The organism is Sphingomonas sp. PP-F2F-G114-C0414, assembly GCF_003688595.1.
Taxonomy (GTDB): Bacteria; Pseudomonadota; Alphaproteobacteria; order Sphingomonadales; family Sphingomonadaceae; genus Sphingomonas.
Genome location: NZ_RCWT01000003.1, coordinates 1 through 16,936 on the forward strand (window position 1 = coordinate 1; position 16,936 = coordinate 16,936).

Annotated in this window: 21 protein-coding genes and 1 pseudogene; 13 read left to right on the plus strand and 9 right to left on the minus strand. The window is 58.8% G+C overall.

Features of this window, described 5'->3' with window-relative positions:
• Nucleotides 1-439: 439 nt before the first annotated feature.
• From C8J47_RS19415 to C8J47_RS00470, 3 genes and pseudogenes are all read left to right on the plus strand, one after another.
• Nucleotides 440-1,242: pseudogene (locus C8J47_RS19415) on the plus strand (IS3 family transposase); the annotation flags it as partial.
• A 380-nt stretch (nucleotides 1,243-1,622) separates the two neighbouring features.
• Nucleotides 1,623-1,865: a hypothetical protein gene (locus C8J47_RS19300; RefSeq protein ID WP_220683321.1), complete on the plus strand. Its 243-nt coding sequence runs from the start codon at nucleotides 1,623-1,625 to the stop codon at nucleotides 1,863-1,865.
• A 96-nt stretch (nucleotides 1,866-1,961) separates the two neighbouring features.
• Nucleotides 1,962-2,207 carry a DUF7014 domain-containing protein gene (locus C8J47_RS00470; protein ID WP_060525050.1) on the plus strand — a complete coding sequence of 82 codons (246 nt, stop codon included), beginning with the start codon at nucleotides 1,962-1,964 and terminating at the stop codon, nucleotides 2,205-2,207.
• Nucleotides 2,208-2,248: 41 nt separating this feature from the next.
• Here C8J47_RS00470 and tnpC read toward each other — a convergent pair whose 3' ends face one another.
• The 4 genes from tnpC to C8J47_RS00490 all read right to left on the minus strand — a co-directional run bounded on the left by tnpC (nucleotide 2,249) and on the right by C8J47_RS00490 (nucleotide 6,328).
• Nucleotides 2,249-3,802, minus strand: coding sequence for an IS66 family transposase (gene tnpC / locus C8J47_RS00475; protein ID WP_121884012.1), 1,554 nt, complete (start codon nucleotides 3,800-3,802; stop codon nucleotides 2,249-2,251).
• 61 nt (nucleotides 3,803-3,863) lie between these two features.
• On the minus strand, nucleotides 3,864-4,211 hold the full coding sequence (gene tnpB / locus C8J47_RS00480) for an IS66 family insertion sequence element accessory protein TnpB (RefSeq protein ID WP_056484176.1): 348 nt from the start codon (nucleotides 4,209-4,211) through the stop codon (nucleotides 3,864-3,866).
• A 92-nt stretch (nucleotides 4,212-4,303) separates the two neighbouring features.
• Nucleotides 4,304-4,606 (minus strand): transposase, encoded by a 303-nt coding sequence (locus tag C8J47_RS00485; protein ID WP_259467275.1) that lies wholly within the window; start codon nucleotides 4,604-4,606, stop codon nucleotides 4,304-4,306.
• Nucleotides 4,607-5,068: 462 nt separating this feature from the next.
• Complete coding sequence (locus C8J47_RS00490) at nucleotides 5,069-6,328, minus strand: methyl-accepting chemotaxis protein (RefSeq protein ID WP_162237221.1); 1,260 nt, start codon at nucleotides 6,326-6,328, stop codon at nucleotides 5,069-5,071.
• 333 nt (nucleotides 6,329-6,661) lie between these two features.
• Between C8J47_RS00490 and C8J47_RS00495 the strand changes: the two genes are divergently transcribed.
• The 3 genes from C8J47_RS00495 (at nucleotide 6,662) to C8J47_RS00505 (ending at nucleotide 8,877) form a co-directional block, all read left to right on the plus strand.
• Nucleotides 6,662-6,901: a hypothetical protein gene (locus C8J47_RS00495; protein ID WP_121884013.1), complete on the plus strand. Its 240-nt coding sequence runs from the start codon at nucleotides 6,662-6,664 to the stop codon at nucleotides 6,899-6,901.
• Nucleotides 6,894-7,880 (plus strand): sensor domain-containing diguanylate cyclase, encoded by a 987-nt coding sequence (locus tag C8J47_RS00500; protein WP_121884014.1) that lies wholly within the window; start codon nucleotides 6,894-6,896, stop codon nucleotides 7,878-7,880. Before C8J47_RS00495 ends, C8J47_RS00500 begins: the two co-directional genes overlap by 8 nt.
• A gap of 331 nt (nucleotides 7,881-8,211) precedes the next feature.
• Nucleotides 8,212-8,877: a PAS domain-containing protein gene (locus C8J47_RS00505; protein WP_121884015.1), complete on the plus strand. Its 666-nt coding sequence runs from the start codon at nucleotides 8,212-8,214 to the stop codon at nucleotides 8,875-8,877.
• Here C8J47_RS00505 and C8J47_RS19305 read toward each other — a convergent pair.
• Nucleotides 8,844-9,005, minus strand: coding sequence for a hypothetical protein (locus tag C8J47_RS19305; protein WP_220683063.1), 162 nt, complete (start codon nucleotides 9,003-9,005; stop codon nucleotides 8,844-8,846). The genes C8J47_RS00505 and C8J47_RS19305 overlap by 34 nt on opposite strands.
• A 545-nt stretch (nucleotides 9,006-9,550) precedes the next feature.
• Between C8J47_RS19305 and C8J47_RS00510 the strand changes: the two genes are divergently transcribed.
• The 4 genes from C8J47_RS00510 to C8J47_RS00525 all read left to right on the plus strand — a co-directional run bounded on the left by C8J47_RS00510 (nucleotide 9,551) and on the right by C8J47_RS00525 (nucleotide 12,497).
• Complete coding sequence (locus tag C8J47_RS00510; RefSeq protein ID WP_121884016.1) at nucleotides 9,551-9,739, plus strand: hypothetical protein; 189 nt, start codon at nucleotides 9,551-9,553, stop codon at nucleotides 9,737-9,739.
• Between the two features lie 76 nt (nucleotides 9,740-9,815).
• Complete coding sequence (locus tag C8J47_RS00515; RefSeq protein ID WP_121884017.1) at nucleotides 9,816-10,043, plus strand: hypothetical protein; 228 nt, start codon at nucleotides 9,816-9,818, stop codon at nucleotides 10,041-10,043.
• Between the two features lie 487 nt (nucleotides 10,044-10,530).
• Nucleotides 10,531-11,940: a sensor domain-containing diguanylate cyclase gene (locus C8J47_RS00520; RefSeq protein ID WP_183128975.1), complete on the plus strand. Its 1,410-nt coding sequence runs from the start codon at nucleotides 10,531-10,533 to the stop codon at nucleotides 11,938-11,940.
• Between the two features lie 218 nt (nucleotides 11,941-12,158).
• Entirely contained in the window at nucleotides 12,159-12,497 is a 339-nt protein-coding gene (locus tag C8J47_RS00525; RefSeq protein ID WP_121884019.1) for an SGNH/GDSL hydrolase family protein, read from the plus strand.
• 272 nt (nucleotides 12,498-12,769) lie between these two features.
• On the opposite strand, the gene C8J47_RS00530 is transcribed toward C8J47_RS00525, so the two are convergent.
• The 3 genes from C8J47_RS00530 to C8J47_RS00540 all read right to left on the minus strand — a co-directional run bounded on the left by C8J47_RS00530 (nucleotide 12,770) and on the right by C8J47_RS00540 (nucleotide 14,439).
• Nucleotides 12,770-13,519 (minus strand): nucleotidyltransferase domain-containing protein, encoded by a 750-nt coding sequence (locus C8J47_RS00530; protein ID WP_121884020.1) that lies wholly within the window; start codon nucleotides 13,517-13,519, stop codon nucleotides 12,770-12,772.
• 113 nt (nucleotides 13,520-13,632) lie between these two features.
• On the minus strand, nucleotides 13,633-13,830 hold the full coding sequence (locus C8J47_RS00535) for a hypothetical protein (protein ID WP_121884021.1): 198 nt from the start codon (nucleotides 13,828-13,830) through the stop codon (nucleotides 13,633-13,635).
• A 135-nt stretch (nucleotides 13,831-13,965) separates the two neighbouring features.
• A complete protein-coding gene (locus C8J47_RS00540) occupies nucleotides 13,966-14,439 on the minus strand; it encodes an HIT family protein (RefSeq protein ID WP_121884022.1) in 474 nt (157 codons plus the stop codon).
• A gap of 592 nt (nucleotides 14,440-15,031) precedes the next feature.
• On the opposite strand from C8J47_RS00540, the gene C8J47_RS00545 reads away from it, so the two are divergent.
• The 3 genes from C8J47_RS00545 to C8J47_RS19310 all read left to right on the plus strand — a co-directional run bounded on the left by C8J47_RS00545 (nucleotide 15,032) and on the right by C8J47_RS19310 (nucleotide 16,557).
• Nucleotides 15,032-15,586 (plus strand): hypothetical protein, encoded by a 555-nt coding sequence (locus C8J47_RS00545; RefSeq protein WP_060525215.1) that lies wholly within the window; start codon nucleotides 15,032-15,034, stop codon nucleotides 15,584-15,586.
• A gap of 23 nt (nucleotides 15,587-15,609) precedes the next feature.
• Nucleotides 15,610-16,308 (plus strand): OmpA family protein, encoded by a 699-nt coding sequence (locus tag C8J47_RS00550; protein ID WP_220683322.1) that lies wholly within the window; start codon nucleotides 15,610-15,612, stop codon nucleotides 16,306-16,308.
• Nucleotides 16,309-16,419: 111 nt separating this feature from the next.
• On the plus strand, nucleotides 16,420-16,557 hold the full coding sequence (locus tag C8J47_RS19310) for a hypothetical protein (RefSeq protein WP_200912522.1): 138 nt from the start codon (nucleotides 16,420-16,422) through the stop codon (nucleotides 16,555-16,557).
• A 1-nt stretch (nucleotide 16,558) separates the two neighbouring features.
• On the opposite strand, the gene C8J47_RS00560 is transcribed toward C8J47_RS19310, so the two are convergent.
• Nucleotides 16,559-16,801 (minus strand): transposase, encoded by a 243-nt coding sequence (locus C8J47_RS00560; protein ID WP_404969167.1) that lies wholly within the window; start codon nucleotides 16,799-16,801, stop codon nucleotides 16,559-16,561.
• Nucleotides 16,802-16,936 lie beyond the last annotated feature (135 nt).

The window sequence follows — 16,936 nt, forward strand, 5'->3', positions numbered from 1 at the left end:
GCGCAAGGAAAGGAAAGTGGCCAGAAACGACGACAGCCCCGGAGCTTGCGCTACAAGGTTTGGAGTGGCGTCAAAGTTGGTTGCGGGGACAGGATCTGGCCAACATCATACATTAATCGTTGCGAAGGCGTAGGCTGTTGATCGCCCAACTAATGTGGTCGCCCAATGCGCCTCCCCGCCAGCGACCGCGTAGCGGGAACGACCGGGTTGGGAAGGAGAACGGTCCGGCTGCTTTTCGGAACTCAAAGTCTAAAGCGGCCGACGTTTTTACGCTGGCCATCCAGCGAGGAGAATGTCTCGATCTTCAGCTGTGACAAAGTTTGGCGCACCGAGTGCAAGTCCCGCGTCCAAGAGCATGGCCCCTGCGCCAGCCCAAGGCTTGACCTGCTCCCCAGAATTCATGCCATTGGTAAGTTAGCTCGTCAGATGGAGACGAGTGATGCGGCGAGGCCGATTTACCGAGGATCAGATCATTGGCGTGTTGCGCGCGCATGAAGCTGGCGTGAAAACGGCCGACCTGTGCCGCAAGCACGGGATCAGCGATGCGACCTTTTACAACTGGAAGTCGAAGTACGGCGGAATGACCGTGTCGGAGGCGGCGCGGTTGCGGGCGCTCGAGGACGAGAACCGCCGGCTGAAGAAGCTGCTGGCGGAGTCGATGCTCGACGTGTCGGCGCTGAAGGATCTGCTGGGAAAAAACTGACCCGGTCTGGAGATCGCTACGCTGCGGTGGAGAAGCTGATGGCCGACCACAGCTTCTCCGAGCGTCGCGCCTGCAGGCTGATCGGGGTCAACCGGTCGGCGTGGCAATATGAGCCGCTTCGCGGGAAGGACGATGCTGTCCGCGAGCGGATGCGCGAGATCGCGAACGAGCGTCGTCGGTTCGGCTACCGGCGGCTGGCGATCCTGCTCGAGCGCGAGGGGAAAGGCATGAACCTGAAGAAGGTGTACCGGCTGTATCGCGAGGAGCGGCTGACGGTGCGCAAGCGTGGCGGCCGCAAGCGCGCGCTGGGCACGCGGGCGCCGATGGCGATCCCGCAGGAACCCAACCAGCGCTGGTCGCTGGACTTCGTGTCGGACTCATTGGCCTGCGGCCGGCGGTTCCGCATGCTCAACGTCATCGACGATTACAGCCGGGAGTGCCTGGGGTGCATCGTCGATACCTCGCTGTCAGGTCGGCGGGTCGTTCGCGAGTTGAGCGCCATCGCCGAACGTCGCGGGCTGCCGTGCATGGTGGTCACGTAAACAAAACCGATGCGACCATCGGGCTTGTTGCGGCCAAAGTGCAGAATATTTTTCCGCATCCGGGGTTTGTCCAAAAGGGGGGCACAATCCCTTCATTGCGATAGCTGTAGCGACCGGTTTTAGGAAGGTCGTGCACAACCGCGAACGACTGCAACTGGGCGTTAGCGGACGTGCTCAGAGCGGGATAGGAGTATCCCATCTCCCGCCAGCATGATGCAAAGAGGCAGCGAGAAAATGAAGTAGTCCCAAACGGATCGTTCACCCATACTGATGACGACGCAATGGCGAGCGCTAATAGCTCGACCGCACATCCAATTTGGCGACGGGAATTCCGGCACGTGAGTCGACACGACAGGACGAAACTCTAGGACGTAAGTTTGCCAACCCGCACCGAGGAGCAAAATTGCGAAGCCAAAACATCCTCCGATGCCGAATATCTTTTGAATGAATGTCTGCATTTGACCGCCCCGTTGGGCGGCGACGTGCTTAGCCGAGACTATTGCATCATGTGGATAGACTCTCAGTTCCTGCATTCGGAGGTGATCGTTCTAGCTTTGCAGTTTTTAAGCGGTCAGGAGTATGCAGTAGCCAACGAATATTTTAGGCAAGCTCATAAATAGTATGTGGACGGAAATTATGATGACTGCATCCATGACTGCTGCAACTCATTCGAAAGCGTTCTTAAAATCATTCTGGACAAAAAGAACTAGCTCCACTTGGCGACCGACCCGGCTTCAAAGCTGCTTAAGGCAGTATTTGATAACAAACTCATTCCTGATTACATGCAAAACGAGTTTAGCGGCTTGCGGACCATCCTAGAAAGCGGCGTTCCAACGGTACGCAACAAAGACGGCGGTCACGGCGCTGGCGTAAATCCGCGCAACATTCCCGCGCATATCGCCGGGTTCCAGCTCCACCAGACGGGGGCCGCTATCGTGCTACTTATCGAGGCAGCGAAGTGAGGAGAGCGCGTGGAGGGTAAGCGTGGCCGGCAGGCCGCAGATTACGCGGCTTGCGCCACTCGCTCTGCGGTTTGCGCGGACCAGTTCCAGGGCATGAGTTCGTCCCATCGCGCGGCCGGCCAATCCGCTGCGATCTTCCCAGTGACGTCGGCGATGTAGGCCTGCGGGTCGACGCCGTTGGCCTTGCAGGTCTGGATGACGGTGTAGATCGCCGCGGCGCGCTCGCCGCCCGTTTTCGAACCAGCGAACAGCCAGTTTCGCCGTCCGACGGCAACGCCGCGCAACGCGCGTTCGGCGATGTTGTTGTCGATCTCCAAGCGCCCGTCATCGAGGAAGCGACACAGTGCGAGCCATCGCTTCGTGCCATAGGCGATAGCCTTGGCCATGTCGGACTTTGGCGACAGGCGGCGCAGTGCTACGTCCAGTGCCTCGCGCAGCGCATCGACTAGCGGCTTCGTCCGGTTTTGCCGCGCCGCCAGCCGCACGTCAGGCGGCCTGCCGCGGACCTCGGCCTCTATGCTGTACAAGGCACCGATGCGTTCAAGAATGTCGGTGGTCAGCGGCGTAGCAACCCGCTCGTGCAGGTCGAACACTTTGCGCCTGAAATGGGCCCAGCACGCGACTTCGGTGACGCCGCGTCGATAGAGCCCGTCGTAACCGGCATAGGCGTCGGCCTGGAGGAAGCCTCGAAATCCGGCGAGATGGGCTTGCGGATGTGCACCGGTGCGGTCGGTCGTGAAGCGATACCATGTCGCAGGCGGGGTCGTGTTGCCCGAGGCGCGGTCGTCGACCGCATAGACCCACAGCCGCCCGGTCGCGGTGCGTCCACGGCCGGGGTCGAGCACGGGAACTGGCGTGTCGTCGGCGTGGATCTTGCCGCCTTTCAGCACTTCATCGCGGATGCGGCTGACGATGGGGTCGAGCAGCGCTGCTGCCTGGCCGACCCAGCCCGCCAGCGTCGAGCGGTCGATGTCCAGGCCTTGGGCGGCCATCATCTCGGACTGCCGGTAAAGCGGCAGATGATGGTCGAACTTCGAGACGACAACATGCGCCAGCGTTGCAAATGTCGCCTTCCCGCGGGCGACCGCCTTCACCGGGGCAGCCGCCTGGACGATCTTCTCACACGTCCGGCAGCTATATTTCGGTCGGACGTTCCGCACCACGCGCCAGTGCACCGGCAGGACGTCGAGCATCTCATGGGCGTCCTGCCCGAGGCGGCGTAGCGCACCGCCGCAGTCCGGGCATGTGCAGGCGCCGGAGGCGGGTTCGTGGACGACCTCCTCGCGTGGCAAGTGGTCGGGCAACGCACGGACTGGTGCCAGTCGCCCGGGCGTGTCTGACAAGGCCGCGCCGATCTCCGGGACTGCGCTCTCGGTTTCCAGTTCCTCGAGCGCGAGTTCGAGTTGGGCGATCTCGCGCGTCAGCTTCTCGGAGGATGCGCCGAACTGCATCCGCCGCATCCGGGCGATCTGCCCACGCAGTGTCTCGATGAGCAGGTCGCGGGCGGCAAGTGCTGCATTGGCCCGGGCGAGCGAGGCCTCCAGCACGGCAATCCGCGCCTCGGCATCAGATGGGGCAAGAGGGGCTTGCGACACCTCATTTTCATAGCAGTTCGCGCACTCTCACACGAGCAAAAATGGCGGAAAAGCTATGTTTTCAGCCGGCCAATGTTGGTGCCCATGTCCGCTCTGGGCGGCGCCAGTCGATGCCCTCCAGAAGCATCGACACCTGCGCCGATGTCAGCGCCACTGTGCCTGTCGCGGTCACCGGCCAGACGAAACGCCCCCGGTCCATCCGCTTCGAAAACAGGCAGAGTCCCTGACCGTCGAACCACAGCAATTTGATCAGGTCGCCGCGCCTGCCGCGGAACGCGAACAGCGCACCGGAATGTGGTTTCTCCCGGAGCACCTGCTGCACCAATACCGCAAGGCCATCGAAGCCCTTGCGCATGTCGGTGACGCCGCACGCCAGGAATATCCGCGTCGATGTCGGCTGCGGGATCATCGGGTCAGCACGCCGATCACGCGCGACAGCGCCTCGGCGTCGACCGTGCCGTCGACGGTCAGTCGCACACCCGAAGGCAGCTCGATGCCGATCTACCCCGCGATCCGGGCGTCCGCTAGCGCCTCGACGGGCGGCGCCGGCAGCATCATGGGCGGCTCGCTGATTTGGACTTCGGCAAATGCGGTCTGAGGCCGGGCCGGCACTCCGCTCAGTGCACCCGACATCGCCTGGCGCCGCCAGGTGTAGATCGCGCCGCTGCCGACCTCGTGACGCTCGACCGCCGCCCGGACCGACCCATCCGGCCCAAACGCATCGCGCAGGATCGCCAGCTTCTCCTCGACCGTCCAGCGGCGCCGGCCCGACACCCGCCCGACAATCTCGATACGACCACTCATACGACCGGTCGTATGACTACTCGCTACATCTGCAGCTGGTTCGATAGTCTCGTCCGACATCACGGCCCCGTTCAAAGAGCTGCCATCAACCCGTTGAACGCTCCGCCTACAAGGCGGCCCTCAGACCGCGCTTACCGTGGAGGTATCGAGTTCGCGATACAATCTTGGTATCGCGCTGGTATCGCAAATCGCTAGATCATGGCGAAAGCAGTGCGACATTGCTGCACCTTCCCCTCGTAAACGTCATGAAATTGCAGCATTGGGGGGCAATCGCACTGCAGAGGTCTAGCGTTGTGGCGAAACGAATGACCGGTATGGGGAGGAGCGGATAGCAATAGCGGACCTTGCGGTGCTGCGGCAGATCTCGAAAAAGAGTAGTCTTGGGAAAAGCTGCGAGACGAGCCGTATGTTCGATTTGGTAGCATGAACGGCGGCACGCTTCAGCACCAACCATTGCTCTGGCTAACCAGATGATACCTCGACATAGCGCTGCATCAAACTGTCGGCATGATCGCGAAGAACGACGACCTCGCTCAGCACTGCCTCGCTATGCCCGTCGACCAGCTTGGCACTGACGCCGATCTGCCGGACGGCCGACACTGCATCATCGACCTCCTCCCCGACATGAATGCGGGTGGTCGCCTGCAATTCTGCCGTTGCCTTGATCCGGGCAGAGCCCGTCTGCATGGCGACGACGCGCCCAGCGAGAATATCACATCGCTCAACAACCCGCGCGACGGTATCCTCAATCGCCCTCAATTCGCTCTTGATGTGATCGGTGGCATCGGCAGTAAGGCCTGCCAACTGACGTACCTCGTTGGCCACCACAGCAAACCCTCGCCCGGTGTCGCCAGCCCGTGCCGCTTCGATTGATGCATTGAGAGAAAGCAGCCTGGTCTGGGACGCGATGCTGGAAATCTCGCTGGCGACCGCACCGATTCCCTCCAAGTGCCCGCCGAGACCGGCGACGATCCTCCGCATGCTTTCGGCATCGTCAGCTACGTGATCGATGTTCCCGGTGACGCCCGTCAGGATCGTCTCGACCTCGGCAGCCATCGAGACGAGCTGACGAACACCCTGACCAGCCGCATCGGATCTTAGAGCTCCGTCTGTTGCAAGTGCCGAGAGATCCTTGGCCTGCACTTCCAGCTGATAGGCTGCGGTGCTCAACCGCCCCGCCACCGACCTCACTTGCTGAGATTCCTGTTGCCGCTCCAATCGCAACCGGCGTGCGATCAGCCGCTCCATCACCATGCCGGCGAGCATGGAAAGGTGAGATACTTCTTGCCGGCTGAGCCCGTCGGGTCGCGGGCTCGGGTCGAAAATACATAATGTACCGATGTTGAATCCGCCCGGCGTCGTTAGCGGAGCGCCGGCGTAGAAACGGATATGTGGGACACCTGTAACTAGGGGGTTCTCTGCAAACCGACCGTCGGCACGCGCGTCTGGAACCACCATGACCGCTTCTTGAAGGATCGCGTGCCCACAGAATGCGGCACTCCTCTCAGTTTCCTCAACTTCCAGCCCAGCTCGGGCTTTGAACCATTGGCGGTCGTCATCGATCAGCGAGACCGTGCTGGTGGCCACGCCGAAGAGGCTTTGTGCAAGCATAACTACATCGTCAAATACGCGTTCCGATCCAGTATCGAGAACCTTGTACGATATCAGTTCTTCGAGGCGCTCGGCCTCATTCACGGGAATGGGGAAGGATTTCTTATCCAAAGCTCGTCTCTCATGAAACCGATTTGGGTACATTCATACCAACGAGGACGCTCATGGCCAGCTATCATACTCGCCGGACAAACTGAGCTACGATATTAGAGCCGTTCGCATTGGTCGGACAATCACGAAAGATTGCACTCAACGAACGGCCGCTATCGAGAGCCCGGAATGCCAACCTGAACGTCTGGGTATGGGCGATTCCAGCCAGGGAACATGGCGTTCAGCCGTCCTTTCGCTTCTATTCCCGGGCGCGAGGTCGCTTACCTCATCAGTGAGGCTCGTGTTAATCATTGATTACTACGATCCGGTCACAGCGTCGCGGAGGAGCTAATCGTGCGTATTGATCAACTGCAACCGAGACCTTCCGCCGCCGAACCGCTGGAGATCCCGGCGGAGTTGCTGAGTAGTGTCACGCGACACCAAGCCCATCTGGCACAGCTAATCACGAGCTTACAGGCCGCGGGACTGCAGGACGACATGATCGAGAGCAGTGTGCGCGTGTTAGTCGACAGCTACGCCGACGAGCTGACCGCAGCAATCCGCGGCATGGCTAAGGATGCCCAAAATGGTTGACCCACTGTTGCAAGACGACGCAGCCAGGGTGTTCGCCTTGGGCCGCCTTAATGTGCTCGACACCTCAATAGAGGAGCCATTCGAGAAGATTGTAACGCTCGTTCGTACGGTCTTAGCTGTGCCAATCTCGACGGTGACACTAGTCGATCGCGATCGTCAATGGTTCAAAGCGCGCCGGGGCGTAGCCGTTTCCGAAACGCCGCGATCTGTTTCGTTCTGTACCCACACGATTCAACAAAGAGAACCGTTCGTCGTCGAGGACGCGCAGAGCGACGAACGTTTTGCCTCCAGTCCCCTAGTCACCGGAGCTCCGCACATCCGAAGTTATGCCGGCGTTCCGCTGCGCACACCGGAGGGTTATAACGTCGGCGCACTCTGTGCGATGGACACGCGGCCTCGGAGGTTCAGCCCGGCTGACGTTGCGATCCTCAGCAACTTTGCGAACATTGTGTGCGACGAACTCGAACTGCGAATGATTGCGCAGGTGGATCACCTCACGGGGGCACTTACTAGGCGAGGGTTCCTGGAACAGGCAGAGCGGGAACTATCGCGCGTGAAGCGTTATGGTCGGCCGAGCTCTATGGTTATGCTCGATGTTGATCACTTTAAGATCGTCAATGATACCTACGGTCACGGTGCGGGCGATCAGGTCCTGAAAAGGATCGCGGAGCTCGCAGGGGTCGCGATAAGGCCGACGGACGTCTTCGGGCGTCTGGGTGGTGAGGAGTTCGCGGTTATTTTAAGCGAGACAGATGCTGAACAAGCTCTTGTCGTGGCGGAGCGCCTACGAACGGCGATTGCTGATGAGCCTATACGCTTGTCCAATGGCACGGCGCTGCGCGTCAGCGCGAGTTTCGGAATCATGCCCCTGTTGCCGTCGATTAGTTCTGTGACGTCATGGATCGAAGGGGCTGATCAAATGCTATACGCTGCCAAAGTGGAGGGCAGGAACTGTACAAGGCTGGCAACATCCAACTGACCAATGCCGCGGAAACCGTTCCGTCGATCTCGAATGCAGGTGCTATTTGCTCACGTAAGCCGGATCTTAGGCGGCCAGCCCTTTTAAAGCCCTGCATGAAGGACGACGGAAAAGGCAGAGAAGACTTAACGGGCCGGCCATCCGTTTGGACTTATAGCGAAAAATGAGATTCGCATGATACCTGAGCTTACAAGCTCATAGTTAGGCCATTACATCCATTAAGGACAGATCTGCGATTCTTTTACATTTTGAATACGGGTAGCTGCAGCAAGGCTACGGGCGTTGGTTGATCCCTATTGATAGCCCCCATATTTTAGGCAAGAAATAGGCGATGCCAACCGCGCACTGCGTCTCAACCACGAATGGTGTTATTTTAGCGGTAGATCGCGGCTTCCTCGATCTCGTCCAACGTCCCGAAGATCAAGTTATCGGAGCATCTTATCGGGATTTAACCCATCCAGACGACCTTGAAAAAAGTGCAATTATGCTATCGATGCTCGTGGATCGGGCTCCCCCTTTCCGCCTGCAAAAGAGATACATGCGCCCCGATGGGAGCGCTGTTGCAGCGTCTTTATTTGTAACCTATTTCAATAATCCTGGTCGGCTGGTTGGTACGCTATTCTGGCATGATCCTGGTAACGAGTTCCGTCCAGAAAGGCTGTGGGAAGCCGCACTGCGAATTCAACATATAGCTAACATTCGCCGAGAAGCATTTGGCGATCGTTTGATCACCGACCCGGTTGGCACACTGCTGGTAGCCATCTATCTCGCCGAGGCTGAAGGACGGGTGGTCGGCGTTGAAACACTGGCCTCCGAAACCCGCATGGCACCGAGCACAACGAGGCGCTGGATTACCGCATTACAGCAGGAAGGTATTATTTGGGATGACAGCAATGTCGCGGCTGATGTGCAATTCACTCAGTCCGGCATCACTAGAATGGAGGGGATGCTTGCATCTGTGTTTCAAGCGCCGACGCTGTTACCGGACATCGATTGAAGCGTGTGAATCACATGATCCAGCTGAGCTGATGCTGCATAATTTTCAATTTGGTCGACAATAGCAAGGGCTTGCCGCAAAAGCTGAACAGCCTCTTGAACGTGCGCTTTTTGATCCGAGACAAACATCGAATCTCTCCTAATTTTCTGTTCCGCGCGTCTTTAGTCGCGCGAAGCAGGTGTTAACAACACAATTACCATCCGAGCCCGCAATTTTCCGAATCCGTCTCAAGTTTGAAAGGCGGACGCCTTTGGTATTAGCTATCCAATTATAGCACATTGGAGCGATAATTGGTTGTTCTCGGCAATCGATCACATCCATCGACGCAGAAGCGCGAACCAACCAGATTGAGCCAAGACGGTCGTTCCACCGCCGTGGCGGGGCACCCATGGCGACGTCCCGCCAGCCGCTCTTGGATACGACGCGCTCGACCGGGCTTGCGGTTTGAGCATAGCCCGATTGCTCTTTCGCAAGTTGGCCGGTCAGAGACCGAGAAACGGGAAAGATCCCGCTTAACGAATGGCCGTTATCAGAAACGCGGATCGCCAGCCTGAACGTCCGGGTGTGGGCGATAGCGGATTGGCCGGGATGGGGAGGAAAACGGACAGGCCGGTTTCGGCGCTTCTCCAGTGTTAAGCAGACATAGACTCCGCACCAGAGGAGGCATAGTTCTATGCAGATTGCCAAGGAGATGCTGATGTTTCCGGTTTGGGTCTATTTTGTGGTCGCGCTGGGGATCGCGCTGATCGCCTTCGCTATCGAGCAAGTTGCGTCGGGGATCGGTATGACCTTCGTGGCGCTCACCTCGACCATGTGGACTGCATACTCGATTTCCCGCGCCAAACGGCGCGGACGCTGCTGATCGACAACTAGGGAAGGTTTGCAGCCTGACCGCTTTAGGCGTTAACCTACTTGAAGCCGACATTACGAGGTGATCTTTGCAGCGCGAAGTCTGGTTCGAAAAGGTGGGGTGGAGCTACATGCCACGCCACTGGAAAGGCTTCGGCGTATTGACAGCCGTCATTCTCTCTACAGTTGTGGCCATCCTGTTAGGCCAAGCGATGTTAGATGGTCTGGGCTATTTCATAGCAGACTGGTTGCCCTTCCCCATGTTCTTAATCCCCGCCCTGTTGTTAGTTCTTGGAATTGCAAAGCGCCATAGCTGACTGACCGGCAGCTATCGGGAGCGCTGTCGAAACCGCGAGCGTCGACAAGTGGGCGTTCTTGTCCGGGGTGTCGCTAGGGTACATCGCACGCATGCAACGAAAAAGGCTCGTATTTGTGCGGGGCGCGGACGATTGCGGTGGAGGGCATCTCCGCCGCGCAACTGCCCTAGCGATCATAAATGCGGGCATGTGATTTTTATCCGAGAGACGCGTGTTCGCCGGCGATCGGCTAAATAATAACGATTATTTACCGTTGGCGCTTAGTACAGCACGCAGGAAAAAGTTCTTTGCGGGTTGATCGATGAAACTGGGACGAACGAAGTCGCTCACTGTCGAGGTAGCTTCGTCTGATAGGGGTTGTGAGCCGCCAGAGCCGTTGACGCAGCCGGGTGGGGCGGACGGCGCGTTGATCCGCCAAAAAAGCGCGGCGTCAAGTTCTCGAATCGTGCGTTTCCTTAACGCGCTATCGCTTGCGCTATCTTGCGCGATGCTCATGCTCGTAATGTTTGGCTTATGGCAGGCGCGTGAGGACGCCTGGAAAGCTTCGGAAGTGGCGTCATCCAATCTCGTGACTGCTCTCTCACGCAACGTTGGAAACAACGTTCGCCTGGTCGATCAGGCCGTGATTGCTACCTCTATTGGCCTGGAATTGCCTGGGTTGTGGAAATATCCGGAAGATGTTCGAAATCTTGTCTTATTCAATAAGGCTCGTTGGTCGCCTTACCTAAGCAGAGTTTTCGTGACCAATGAGCGTGGGCGGATAATTGCGCTGTCGGATGGCGCACGCGGCGTCGGGGTCGACCTTTCCGGACGGAGCTACTTCCGCCTCTTACGTTCGTCCGGCTCGAGAAAGCCGTTGTTGAGCAGCGTAGTAATAAGTCGCATAGGACGAGAACCAAGTCTGATCCTTGCGCGACGTATTGCCACGTCAGACGGCCGCTTCGCCGGGATCGTTGCTGGCGAGATGCCCCTGCGGCTGATCCGTCCAACGCTTGATGACGTCGTTATAGGTAGTCGCAGCGCGATCAACCTTTTCAATCTTGACGGTACCATCTTACTTCGTAACCCAGCATTAAAGCCGGGGGCTACGGGAAACATTGGAGGTGCACCGACTTTCGAAAGAATGAAGCGCGAGATGACGGGGGTTTTTGTCGGTCGCTCTGCGGTCGATAATGAGCAGAGGCTCTATGTGTTCGCTCGCCCTGCAGGCTTGCCACTCCTGTTGGATGTTGCGACTTCGACGTCGGAGATTCTAGCTCCGTGGTGGAAAAGGTCGCTCCCCGTAATTCTAACCACGCTCGCATTGTGCGCAGGAATAATCGTTCTTGCGTCTCTCTTCCAGCGCGAGCTTCTACGCCGTGAAAAGTTAGAGGCAGAGCTTGCGGAACTTGCCTCGACCGATGGCCTGACTGGGCTGCTAAACCGACGTAGTTTCGACGCCGGGTTGGCGCGGGAATTGAGACGGGCGGAACGCACCAAACAACCATTATCCCTCGCCATTATCGACGCAGACCATTTCAAGGCGTTCAACGACACTTATGGTCATGTGGCGGGAGACAAAACCTTGCAGTCGATCGCAGACGCAATGCGGGAAGTTTACCGCCGCCCCGCCGATCAGATTGCGCGGATCGGCGGGGAGGAGTTTGCCGTGCTGATGCCCGATACGCCCCAGAATGGTGCCTTAGCGCGAGCAGAAGCGCTCCGGTATGCCGTAGCAGGCCTTGGTATTGCGCATTCGGGGAATTCGGAAGGTGTCGTGACCGTTAGTGTCGGCGTTACCTCAATGATGGAAAACGACGCTGACCCGACAGTCATTATGCGATTGGCTGACCAAGCACTCTACGAAGCAAAGGGGCGTGGCCGCAACTGTGTGTCCTCGTTCCACGGAGAGACATAATATACTATCCATTCGGCTTGGGTGCCGCGAAAATGATAATTGCCTCCTCGATGGTCTGATCGAGCCACATAAGGTAAAAAAATCGGCGACTCGCAACGCATACATAGGTCCGGCACCAGCCCGAGCTGCGACGAGATTGGGCAGAGCTGCCTCCGCAGGTCCACAAATCGCGCGCGCGCCAGCTAGCCCATTGCTCCCGACCTGACGATTATCAACCTGTGAACGAACGACATCTCAATGGTGTCCCGCTGACGAGTGCGATCACGTCGTATCAAGCGATCATCACCAGGGCGAAGGTGACCGGCGACTGCATCCTCGAATGGCCGTCGATCGAGGGGCCGTCACCGTCCTATGGTGCCGACGCGACGCGCGCGCAGTGGAAGTCGGCGCTGGTGACGCTAGCGTCGTCGAACGGCTGCGCGTTCCAGGATGACGAAGCGTTGCTTGGCGGTCGCGCCGGCGCGGTCAGCAATGGACTGACGGCCGACGGCGTCCACGAAACCGGGCCGGGCTACGACATCGAGGCGCAGGCGCTCCAGCGGTACACCGTGCAATAACTGTTCGGTTCGCCGCGCAAGCGCCTGAAACTTCGTGCTTTCAAGTAGCTATCTTGCCGTTCGAGGCGGGGTATCACCTGCCCGAACCGGGGTACTAGGCGGTAAAAAACCGCAGAAAAGCGTCACTGCGGCGGAGGGGATATCCGCCGTCCGCCAATGTCCGGAATGGGAGGAAACCGGACCGGCTGCTTCCGGGAAGGCGGATGGAGATAGCCGACATTGGGCAGCTGCCGCCTTTCCCGAAAAGGATCGGGAAACGAGAAAAGAGCTTTTCATGAGACGCGCCACGATGCGGGTGCATCCCGCCGGTCGCCATCGAACAGGAACCCGCCATGCGAAGTCAGTTCCGCGTCAGCGAGCGCGATCACAGGACCAGGATAGCCATTGGTGAACAGCGCCCGAAAGGCATTGTCGAAGCGGTCTGCCAAGTCGGTATCGACCTTCAATAGAAGGCGCGGCGCCCATTTACCTGTGCCATTCCAATGTCCTCGGCCGCGTAGGGCAAGCTCCACGAGCTTGGGGTGCAACATCGCGCCTATTGCTATGATTTCGCTCACAGTTCGTTCGCCACGGAAATCATCCACTGCATCCGTGATCTCGTAGCGTAGCGCGTTTAATGCGGTAACGGACAGGGGCAACGGTCCGATCGCCAAGCGATCTAATATGTGCTCGCGTAAGGCTTGTGCGTGGTCCTGATCGCGACCGATGACAATACCTTCTGCGATCATATTAAGGATGCTGGGGCGGCCGCGCCCTACGTCCTCGTTGACGAACCAGGCTAACGTTTCGGGATCGTGGACGAACGCCTCGACCGGCACACCCTCGACGGTGAAGGACTCTCGGCGCGCCGCCTCGAGCCGATCGAAGACGACAACCAGGTCTATGTCGGAGAGGTAGGTGCCTTCCCCGCGCACGATTGACCCTGCGGCGAAGGCGAAGGCGGCGCCCTCATAGCGGGTGTGGAACACGGCTTCGGCGATCGTCAGCGCCTCGGCCGGCTGGAGGCCGGTTTGTTTCACCATTAGGGCAGATCCTATCAGTGCTCGCAGTGCGGGCAATGCCCCACTTCCCGACAGGCATTTTCATTGGGATCGAGAATTGGGATCGCGATCAGGAGTGTCGAGCCCTTAAGAAGTCAGCTGGTCGTAGCGCAGCGACCACCGCCTCTTTTCATCCGAACGAGGCCCACAATCGCCAAACCGATTGAAACGCCAAATGCCCCGCCGATCAGAATGTCCGGCAAATGCTGGCTTACCAATACCGGCATAAGCACCGCCGGCATAATCGCGGGGGCGATGATGAGCGGAAGGTAGCGGGTTCTGGCGTTCTTCATGTCGAGCCCCTGTATTGCAGGGGTAGCATCGTCTCACACGGCTGGTCTCTCGACAAGATGATACGTTCTCGAAAACGAACGAGGGTCGGGACAGTCAGGACGTTCCCGGAATCGATCGAATATCGGGAAAGCGTACTATACCGTTGGATTAGCGCGAAGCTGTCGAGCCAACTTCGCCAGCACATCGTCATCCGCACGCTGAAAATCGTGCGACGATATGTAGCCTTCATAATGATCGAAATACTTCGAGATGTTCGACTTGTGTTGCGTCCACTCCGACGCCTTAGTCCCGTGCATGGGAAACAGCTTGGCGTGCAGATGGTCCACACCAAAGCCCTCAAATATAATTCCTGTCCGGCCTACGTCGGTCAGTCGGCTGTCGAGCAGCTTCGCGACTTGCCCGCTTGCCAATACCAGATCGGAGATCACCTCAGCCGGTTGGTCGAAAAGGTAGCTCGAATAATGAGCCTTGGGGATTACGACCGAAAATCCCTCAGTGTTCGGGAATATGGACAGGAAGGCGAGATGCTTTTCGTCTTCCCAAATGACATGTGAGGGCGCTGTGCGCGCAACGATTTTGCAGAAAATGCAATCATATGATTCCGTCACGGTGCTCTGCCTTCGACCTAATCCAAGCGGTTGGATCGGCTTCTAACCGGCCTCGATCCAGACCCAAAAGACATTCCCACAAACGAACGTCTGGCGGGAGTCTCGCGCCTCGATCGCGTTGACGGACGCCTGCGGGTGTCGCTTTCCCAAAATCTGTTCCCAATTGCTCTTTCCCGAAATGGCCAATCGGCGACGGAGAAATGGGAAAGACCGCGCTTAACGAATGGCCGTTATTGAGCGCCCGGATCGCCAGCCTGAACGTCCGCTATTGGGCGAAAGCGGAACGGCCGGAATGGAAAGGTAAGCGGACGGACCGCTTTGGGGACGGCTGATGCGCTTGCCGACATTGCGCGGCGTTGCTGCGTTCTCGTGAAAATGGTCATGCTGGACGGTTCGATTTCAGTTGATCGGCTTAAGCGGCTATCTTCTTATCGACCAATCGGGTTTTGGCGTCGGATGAGCGCATATGGTCTACCGGACTCGGGCATCGAACGGCAGACCTTATACCACCGTCCAGCCCCCAATTCGCGAAGTCGTTACGGAACCAAAACGGTTTTCTCGGGTTGTCGGAAATCAACAAGGAGTTGGATGCATGCACAAGATCGGTATGACGTTCTGGGTCGCGTCGCTGACAGTGCTGGCTGGCGCATGTTCTCCCTCTTCGCCGTCGCAACCGCACACCAGCGAGACTGCCGCCCCGCAACCTGCCAGCACAAATGCCACCGCCGCAGCCCTGCCGGTCTCCAGTATCCCTGCCGACCCGCGGACAATCGCCGTCAACGTGCAGGGCGTCGCCCCGGTCGGTGTCACGCTTAGGGTGAAAAGTGTAGAACTCGGTACCGATGCCACGACCCTCGATGTCAGCGCATCCTATGGCGGTACGATCACAAACAGTCTCGAATTGGCCGGAAATGGCACCTATTTGCTAGCTGCCAATGGCGATCGCCTGATGCTGAAGCCTCCACAAGACAACCAGTCGCTACGTATCACGCGCGGCCAGACGATGGACGGTAAGCTCGTGTTCCTGGGCGCTGTGGCGCCCGACACGAAGTCGATCAAGCTGGTGGTGAACGACAATAACGATGGCAACAGCATCATCTCGCCGGGCTTGACGATGACTATTCCGCTGGATGGTACGCCGCGGTGACGCGATCCGGCATAGGAAAGCACGTGACCACCAGGTGGATAGCGGTCTCCTTATCCGTCGCGTGCTTCGGCCTGACGCTGGCCGGGTGCAATACCCGGCCGGCACCGCGCAGCCTGAAGGATGAGGCGAGCAGCTTTCGTGTTGTCGTGGACGCACCTGAAAGCCACATGACGCTCGCTGGCGCAGATAGCACTGGCGGCACCGCAGGGCCGGAAAGCAGCTTTGCGGCGGCGAATGAGCGTTCCTCCGTGTTTCGAACCACTGAAGTTGCACCTGATCGCATTGCTCTTACGGAAAATCTGCTTTCCGAACTGAATGCGCGCCAAGCCGCTGATCAGTCGATCGTGATCGACCTACCGGCCGATATCCTCTTCGATTTCGACAAGGCCATCCTGCGCGCTGATGCCGAACAGTCGTTGCGCAAAGCGGCCGAGCTGCTGGGCAGCTATCCGACCGCGCCTGTGAAAGTGAACGGGCATACCGATGGCAAGGGCAGTGATGCGTATAATGACCCACTCTCGTTGCGCCGGGCGCAGGCGGTGGCGACATGGCTCAAAAAAAATAGCGGTCGAGGTTCGACTGTGGCTGGGCTGGGCAAGCGACGACCTGTGGCGGACAATGCAAATGCCGACGGCAGTGACAATCCGGACGGCCGTCAGCGTAACCGCCGTGTGGAAATCGTCATCCAGCCTGCCGCCCCAAAGGCCGCGACGCAGGAGTAGATCGACATGGCGCTGATACCATGCCCAGAATGCCGGCAAAGCGTATCGGATATCGCACCCGCCTGTCCTCGATGCGGCTATCCGGTAGCCGGTTCGCCACGATCACGTCGCATGATCGACAGCGGCGTCGCTGGTAAGGCAGTCGGCGCGATCGGTGGTTGGTTGATCGTTCCGTGGATCGCTCGCTTGGTCGCGATGGCGATGTTCTGTCTCGTTCTGATCGTGATGTTCATTAAGGGACGCGGGTGAATCACGCGCTATCTGCGAAGGCGGCAAATGCGGTCTGAGGCCGGGCCGGCACTCCGCTCAGTGCACCCGACATCGCCTGGCGCCGCCAGGTGTAGATCGCGCCGCTGCCGACCTCGTGACGCTCGACCGCCGCCCGGACCGACCCATCCGGCCCAAACGCATCGCGCAGGATCGCCAGCTTCTCCTCGACCGTCCAGCGGCGCCGGCCCGACACCCGCCCGACAATCTCGATACGACCACTCATACGACCGGCCGTATGACTACTCGCTACATCTGCAGCTGGTTCGATAGTCTCGTCCGACATCACGGCCCCGTTCAAAGAGCTGCCATCAACCCGTTGAACGCTCCGCCTACAAGGCGGCCCTCAGACCGCGCTTAC